The organism is Natronincola peptidivorans, from assembly GCF_900111615.1.
GTDB lineage: Bacteria > Bacillota > Clostridia > Peptostreptococcales > Natronincolaceae > Natronincola_A > Natronincola_A peptidivorans.
This window is the reverse complement of sequence record NZ_FOHU01000020.1, coordinates 39243-47396: the sequence shown is the minus strand read 5'-3', so window position 1 is coordinate 47396 and position 8154 is coordinate 39243. Positions and strand designations below refer to the sequence as shown.

At 32.6% G+C, this 8154-nt stretch carries 4 protein-coding genes; 1 reads left to right on the top strand and 3 read right to left on the bottom strand.

Annotated elements, in window-relative coordinates:
• Positions 1–298: IS3 family transposase (locus BMX10_RS15435; protein WP_139176478.1), on the top strand; the 298-nt coding region annotated here is incomplete at its 5' end.
• Positions 299–393: 95 nt separating this feature from the next.
• Here the strand turns inward: BMX10_RS15435 and hutH are convergent.
• From hutH to BMX10_RS15420, 3 genes are all read right to left on the bottom strand, one after another.
• Positions 394–1938, bottom strand: a complete 1545-nt coding sequence (gene hutH, locus BMX10_RS15430) for a histidine ammonia-lyase (RefSeq protein WP_408633608.1) — start codon at positions 1936–1938, stop codon at positions 394–396.
• A 304-nt stretch (positions 1939–2242) separates the two neighbouring features.
• The gene (locus tag BMX10_RS15425; RefSeq protein ID WP_090446296.1) at positions 2243–2491 is read right to left on the bottom strand and encodes a YkuS family protein; all 249 of its coding nucleotides are present in this window, start codon (positions 2489–2491) and stop codon (positions 2243–2245) included.
• A gap of 72 nt (positions 2492–2563) precedes the next feature.
• A complete protein-coding gene (locus tag BMX10_RS15420; protein ID WP_170834856.1) occupies positions 2564–7978 on the bottom strand; it encodes a diguanylate cyclase in 5415 nt (1804 codons plus the stop codon).
• Between the last annotated feature and the right edge of the window lie 176 nt (positions 7979–8154).

The window sequence follows — 8154 nt, the reverse complement described above, 5'->3', positions numbered from 1 at the left end:
AAGGCCTCTATTTCATAGTGATCGAGGATTTCAATATACGTCTAAGCAATTTAAGAAGAAACTAGATGAAGCTAAAATAACCCAGAGTATGTCTAGGGTTGGAAAGTGCATCGATAATGGTCCGATGGAAGGATTCTTTGGAATAATAAAATGCGAAAAGTATTATTTAAAAAGCTATAAAACTTTTGAAGAGTTAAATGATGCTATTAACGAGTACATGTATTTCTATAATTATGAGAGATTACAAGAAAAATTAAACGACCAGAGCCCAATGGAATATAGGCGTCTAGTCGCTTAATTGTGTTTTTATTATTTCCACTGTCTACTTGACAGGGGGCAGTTCATACCACAGGTTGCTGGGTTTTTATAAATAAATATAATTATAAATAGGGGCTATAACAAAGTTACATAAGCCTCTACCCCTTTAACAATTTCATGTGTTGTTACTAAAGCAGCACTTCTGTTGATATCCTCATACATAACCCGATCCTCTTGTAAAATAGAAATATGGTCTCTGATTATTCTATAGGCTTCACTTGTTCCTTTCCCAAGCTTATGGTCCTTATGAAAATCTATGGCTTGAGCTGCCACCATTAACTCAATAGCCAGCACATTTACAGTATTCTCATAAATTTCTTTGGCTTTTCTAGCAGCAATTGTTCCCATAGACACGTGATCCTCTTGGTTAGCAGAGGATGGAATAGAATCTACACTGGCAGGATGGGCCAATACTTTATTTTCAGAAACCAAGGCAGCTGCTGCATATTGGGCTATCATAAACCCAGAGTTCAACCCTCCCTTTGCTGTCAAAAAGGCTGGCAGACCACTTAGTTGAGGATTTACTAGTCTTTCTATCCTTCTCTCTGAAACATTGGCAAGCTCTGCAATGGCAATACCTAGAAAATCAAAGGATAATGCCAAGGGCTGACCATGGAAGTTCCCGCCAGAAATTACTTCTCCTTCTTCCGTAAAGATTAATGGATTATCTGTTGCAGAATTAATTTCAATGTTTATCTTAGCCTCAACATAATTGATAGCATCTCTACTGGCACCATGGATTTGTGGAATACACCTAAGGGTATAAGCATCCTGCACCCTTAATTCTCCTTGCCTAGTAGTGAATGTACTACCCTCTAATAAAGATAATAAGTTTTTTGCAGTTTGCTGCTGTCCTTCATGGGGTCTAACATGATGAACCTTCCAATCATATGCATCTATGATCCCTCTTTGAGCCTCTACTGTTAGTGCCGCTGCTATGTCTACTAGCTTTAGTAACTGTTTGGAATCGTATACTGTTAATGCCCCTACTGCAGTCATTACCTGTGTTCCATTAATAAGTGCTAATCCTTCCTTTGAGGTTAACCTAATAGTTGCTATGTCAGCTGTCTCCATGGCTTCCTTGCCTGTCATTCTATTGCCCCCATAAATTGCTTCTCCCTCACCCATCATTACTAATACCATATGAGATAATGGGGCTAGGTCTCCACTAGCTCCTAAGGAGCCCTTCTCTGGAATAATTGGGTGAACCCCTTTGTTTAGCATTTCAATTAAAGTCTCTAAAGTGCTTAAGCGTATTCCTGAGTATCCTTTGGCTAATGCATTGGCTCTTAATAGCATAATTGCCCTTACTGTTTCTTCACTAAAAGGGTTACCCACACCACAAGCATGACTGATAATTAGATTTCTCTGTAATGTTTCCGTTTCCTCTTTAGAGATGGCAACATCACTAAATTTTCCAAAACCAGTTGTTATACCATAAACTATTTTTTCATCCTCAACATAATCATCCACTAACTTTCTAGTTTTGTTTACTTTCTCCATTGCATCTGCTGTTATATCTACTGGGTAGTTATCTCTAGCCACCTGAATGATTTCTTCAAGGGTCAAACTGTCTCCATCAATCCAAATCTTATTCAATTCCTTCACTCCTTGCCTCATATTTACAAAAATCTTAATGCCTTCTTATTTATGTTTATATATATTAGTATACTATTTTTTCTGTTATTTTTACAATTTTTTTGTAATATTTAAAAATATTTTAGTAAAATGCCTTTTTAATGTGCTAAAGCTTTAAAATGGTAATTTAAAATAAAAAAATAGCCAAGATTTTTGCCAAGTATCTCAGAAAAAATCTTAGCAAGGCTCAGGCTGGTGAACAATCTCCATCTTTTTCATTGCTTTTAAAAACCCAGTACCCTCAAGTATTTCAGTATGCATTGGGGTAGCTGGGTTTTCTGGTGGTTTATTTCATTCTATTTTCTATTTGTTTATATATTTCTTCAGCAGACTGTCCCCTAGCTGTAATAATTGGAGATTTTGTTACTGCCTTTTCCATGCCTAATACATTACTATCTTGTCCAGTTATGATAATAGCATCATAGTTGTTCAAATTATTATTCTGGTTATTTAGTTCTTCTACTTCATAACCTTTTTCTTGTAAATAGCCTTTTACATCATTCAATGTGCCTTCTACAGCGACTTTTCTTTTCATTTTTTTCTATACCTCCTTGATGGTTAAATAGTATCACTGTTATTATTTCAACTTCAGGAAGATATTATTCTGTTAGTCATTACTTAAAAATGCTCCTATGATTCCAGCCGTTGTCCTGGCTATGTTGTAGGCATAAAAGTCTAGCTCCTTTTCCTTAACAGGTACAGAAAAAAGCATAATTCCTTTTAGATCTCCAGCATATATAATCGGTACCGTCATGACGGATTTCCAATTGGGTGTACCTGTGATGATATCAATTTCGCTTGTATCATGCCAATCAATTAAGAATTCTCCTTTTCTTGTCTCAATTACTCTTTGTATTAAACTATGATTATATGTCATATCCTCTACCCATGTTTCCTGAAACCGCCTTCTAGCGAATTTTTCTACGATTTCCTCATTATTCAATCGCAATAACACAGCTTCATTCACATGTAATAGTTCTACCAGTCTGCCTAAAGCAAAAAAGATTTTTTCCTCTGTAGATACCCCTTTTTCCATTAGTTCAATAGTTTCAGTCATCACTAGGACATTTTGTTGGTCTTCTACGATATTGCCGGTAATAATTCCTGCCAGTTTATCAGCTCTCTTATTATGAAAGCTTATACCTTCTTCCCATAGAACCGTTTGATTTCTGCCTCTTTCCTTAGCGGTATAAAGAGCTTGGTCTGCTTTTTCAATGATTGCTTCTTTATTGGTTGCATCCTCATAGTAGGTAGCAACGCCACAGCTTATAGTTAGCTCTTCTTGTCCCAGCAATGCAGACTCTTGTAATTGATCTCTAATCTTTTCAGCAACCTTGAAGGCTTGTTTCTTTGTAGTTTGAGGTAAAAGAATAATGAACTCTTCTCCACCATATCGACCTACAAAATCAGTTTTTCTTATGCTTTTTCTTAATATACCTCCAACCTTTGCCAGTAATTCATCACCTTTTTGATGACCATAGTTATCATTTATCTTTTTAAAATAGTCAATATCACACATAATAATGGAAAAACATAGATTTTGATTTTTCACTTTTTCCACTTCTTCTTCTAATACATACTCAAAGTGCTTTCTAGTGAATACCCCTGTCAACTTATCAGTAAAGGAAGAAATTTTTAAGTAGTAATTATCTAATAATATGGCGGCTAATGCCAATAATTTCTCGCATTCCTCGTAGCCTTCTACCGTAAAGTTGTTAAAAATTTCATCAGTTTCTAAATATAAATAGCCTAATAGCTTTGAAGCAACAAATTGTCTTTTATCCTGTTGAGTAATCTCATGTTCTGGAGGGTTTTCAATGATAGGCAGGCAAATAAATGCTTTCGTATCATGATACATAAATTCTTTATCTGTCTCCATAAAGTTATTAATGTTATTTATATATAATCCTTGTTGCTTTTTTGCTACTTTCTCCAAAATATGACCGATCTCTTCAATCATGATTTCTTGTCCTAGTGAAACTACTTTTTCGTAATTATTATGTGTTGCTATAATAGCTTTAGTAGCCAACAGATTTTTTGCTGCCAACTTTAATAGTAAATCAAGGTTGTACTCTGTGTTATATACTAAGGCTTTTACTAAGTCCTCCACTTTGTGAATGTTAAAAGGGAATACTTTTTCGTATTGCTCTAAAGCTAAATTATAAAACTCTGGATTCTTAAATAATGATTGCATGCTGCTAATCTCAAAAAAGTTTTTTGGATCGATAGCTGTTTTAGGAGAAAGATAAGAATCATTTATACTGTTATAGAAATAAAATCCCCCTGTATTGATTAGCTTTTCCATATCTAATAATTTTTCTTTGATATGATACTTTTCCTTACTAAGTAAGTAGTTGTTTTTATATTCTTCTGGAACTTTAAAATACAAGGTTTTTATGGTGTATAGCGCTTGAAAATAATGGCTGGTTGCTTTATAAAATTCTTTTAATACAAAATATCCTTCACCTAATTCTTTATAGATTTTCCATTTTAACTCTTTGCAAAGCTCTTCAGCTTTATGAGATAATAAATTCTCCAAAATCCTTGTTTTTTCTTCTATTGTTTCTGCAGACAATCCTTGAATATATTTTCTTTGAAGCTTAAAATAATCAGTATTTAAAAGGCTTGCTATACTATCATCTTCCTCCAGTAAATGTTGTAACACTGCCCAATCCTTTTTATTTAAAAAATGCATACATGCATCAAATAACAGCTCTCTTCGATCTCTACTGTAGGAGGTCTTTCTATACTTTTCAATTATGTTAAATAAAGCTTTATCCTTCACAGGTTTTTTAAGCTGAAGGTTAATAAAAAATTCTAATTTTTGCATTTTTAATTTTTGCTTTAAATCTGTTTGATCTAATAGTTTATTTTGTCTATGGTATTGATGAATATAGTCTAATGCTTCTTCATAGGACCCTACTGCCTTATAAAATTTAACTGCTATCTCATAATAACGTTCTCTATAGATACCCTGCTTCAAATAAATTGGTTGCTCCTTCTCTATCTTTTGTAAATAACTATATGCTTTCCTATACTCTCCCATAGATCTATAGCAATCTATAGTACTCAGATAACCTAGAAATCTAATACTCTCATCCTGTAGTCCAAAGGATAATTCAATATTTTTCCTTAATAAATCTACAGCTTTTTTATATTCATCCTCCAGCATGTATGCAGTAGCAATACCTTGATAACTTCTTACCATTACTTCAAAATCATCAAATTGCTGTGCGATGGCTAGGGCTCTCTCAAAATATTTTTTTGCATTTTTACTATCTTGAAAATAATCTAAAAATACGTTGCCAATATTATTTAAGGTTTTTCCAGCATCCTGCTTTCTGTTGGCTTTTTCAAAATAAGTAACACTATCCTTAAATAGCTTTATGGCATGAACGGGATTGTTTTTTAAATGTCTTATCAGCCCCTTCTGACTTAGAAATAATCCTATGTATCCATTGCTTTGGTATTGATTAGCTAATTTGAGGTGATCCTCACATATGACTTCAGCTTTTGTTAATTTTCCAGTATTTATATAACCATTACTTAGTAAATACCCAGCCTCCAATAACCCGTCATGGTTCTTATGCTTAGTAGCCATAACAGTATTCTTTTCCAAATAGTCAATTGCAATATCTGTTTCATTTCTAAGGAGATAAATATGTCCCATTTTATTGGTTGCATCGATCATCGTATATATATCATTGTATTTCCCAGCAAGCATAATAGCTTCTTTATAATAATGAATTGCTTTTTCATTATTGCCTTGTTTTTGATATGCATTTGCTAGCTTAATGATAATTTGGATTTTTCTTTCATCGTAGGATGGTTCAAATAGTTTATAGGCTCTATCATAAAAATACATTGCCTGTGTATAAACTTTTAGACGATACATGCCGTCTCCTGATTCTATACAGTAGCCTATAGCTTTATCTCTTTGATTAGCCTGTATCAAATGATATATTAACTCATCCTTGTTTTCCCTTGCTTCTTTTTTATAGAGATCCTCTAAAATCCTACTAGCTGCTATATGCATGCTTACCTTAATTGTTTTGTTGATATTGTTGTATATGTAATGCTTTAGCTGTTTACTATAGAAACCATAGGTATATCCCCAGTCCTCTAGTTTTTCATTTAATATTTTTAATTGCACTAACTCTTCTAGATAAGGTGAATAATCCTGTTTTTCTCCTAGCATCCTATTAATGGTTTCCAGGGACACAGCTGTTTTGAAAATAGATATGGTTTCTAAGACTCTTTTTTGCAACTCATTAGCAGATTCTATTTGCTTTAGTAATGCTTTATCAAAAATATTAGAAAACCTTGGCTTTGAATAATGATCAAAGGTTTTTCGCCATATATGTCTTCTATTTTTTGAGTCCCAATCCACTTTTAATAAGTTTTCCCCTAACATTGCCTTTAGCATTTCTTCTACTACATAAGGGTTTCCTTCTGTTTCTTTTACTACTTCCGAAGCGAAGCCCAGAGGCCTTTTATTCCAGCCTAATATGTTTTGTATTATTTCGGCTGTTTCTTCTAGTGTTAAACTTCCTAGCTTTATTTCCATTGTTGTGTTTCTTTTTTTCCATTTATCTACATATGCCTCTATAGCAATATATCTATAGGTCTCTTCATTAAAGGTTACAACAAACCACACAGGAGATTGTTTTAGTATATTTAAGTTCACAAAATAATCTATGAACTTTATTATAGATAAATCACCCACATCTATATTATCTATTGTAATGATACTAGGTTTATCGGTGGTTAAAGCAATAATGAAGTTAGCTACTCTGTCATATAGTCTCAATAGCTCCTTTTCTTCAGGCAGTTCTCTTATATGCTGAAGATTTTTGTTTGTTCTAATTTCAGGAATTAACTTTACTAAATCATTTCCATATTTCTCAATAAGAGTGGGTGTTGCTTCCTTCAGCATTCTTCTTAGCAATACAGGCATTACACTAAAAAAGCTATCTTTTGGGGTGGTAATACTAGTATTAAAGCTTTTATATTTTTCTAATCTCATTCTATAAATAACTTCATTGAGAAATCTTGTTTTCCCAATTCCACTGGCTCCATGGATCAACAATAAATTATACTGTGTTTTCCTTATTCTTCCTTCTTTAAGTTTAGTAGCATAAAATACTTGCTGTAATTCTGCTTCTCTACCAGTAATAGGCGTTTTAAAGTTTAATACCTCTAACTCTTTTTTATTTTCCAGTTTCTCCTGAATGCCAAACAAGTTTGCAATTTTTTCATTTGTCTCATAAACACTTTGCATTCTTTCTGTAAAGTCAAGATTTGTCATAATTTTTATGATGGAAAAAAAATCATACTCCCACTGTTTTTCTGGGTTAGAATAAGTATCTTTAATCTTATTTAATAATTGGGTATGATAGAATTCCTTACCTGTGTGCATGTAATACAAAAACACCCCTAAAGAATATATATCCGTATACTCTCCAACCTCAATACCATAGGTCAGCTCTGGGGCTGTAAAATATGCTAAATCAGATTCTATATATTTCTTTTCCATTTCTTTTTTCTTAATGGTTATTAGATCTAAGAATTTCAACTGTTGCTGTGGCTGATAAAAGAATAATGTTTCCAAATTTATTAGTTTATAAATAATCCCATGGAAATGCAAATACTGCAGGCATGAGAAAAGTTGTTTATAGCAATGTAAAACTATTTCTTGATGAGTTTTGTTCTTCGCCAATATAGTACTTTCTTTATCAATATACTCTGTTGTATAGTAATATAAATCATCATGGTTAGGCTTATCATCAATAGATTCAACAATGCCAAAACTATAAACAGAAAGGATATTGGAATGATTCAGGGAGGAGACTTTATAAAAGTTATCAATACAATACTTCAAAAACTCTTTTGTAAAACTATTATTTTCTACAATATAGATTAACATTTTTCTATCTTTTTTGAATAAATCCGTTGCGACATATTCAGCTTCATTTTTATCTACACAGGTTTCAATTTTATATCGATTATTGATTAGTTTCATAGGACTCCTCCTTTCTCTAGAGCATCCATAAACAAAACTCATCTTCCATTAGATGCTTCTAGGATATGTGCATTTTAATTTCCATTATTCTTTCATTCTACCATAATTTTCATAATTAATTGTGAATATTTTTTGAATTTTACAATATTATTTAAATCTTTATCCATTCCTTCTAA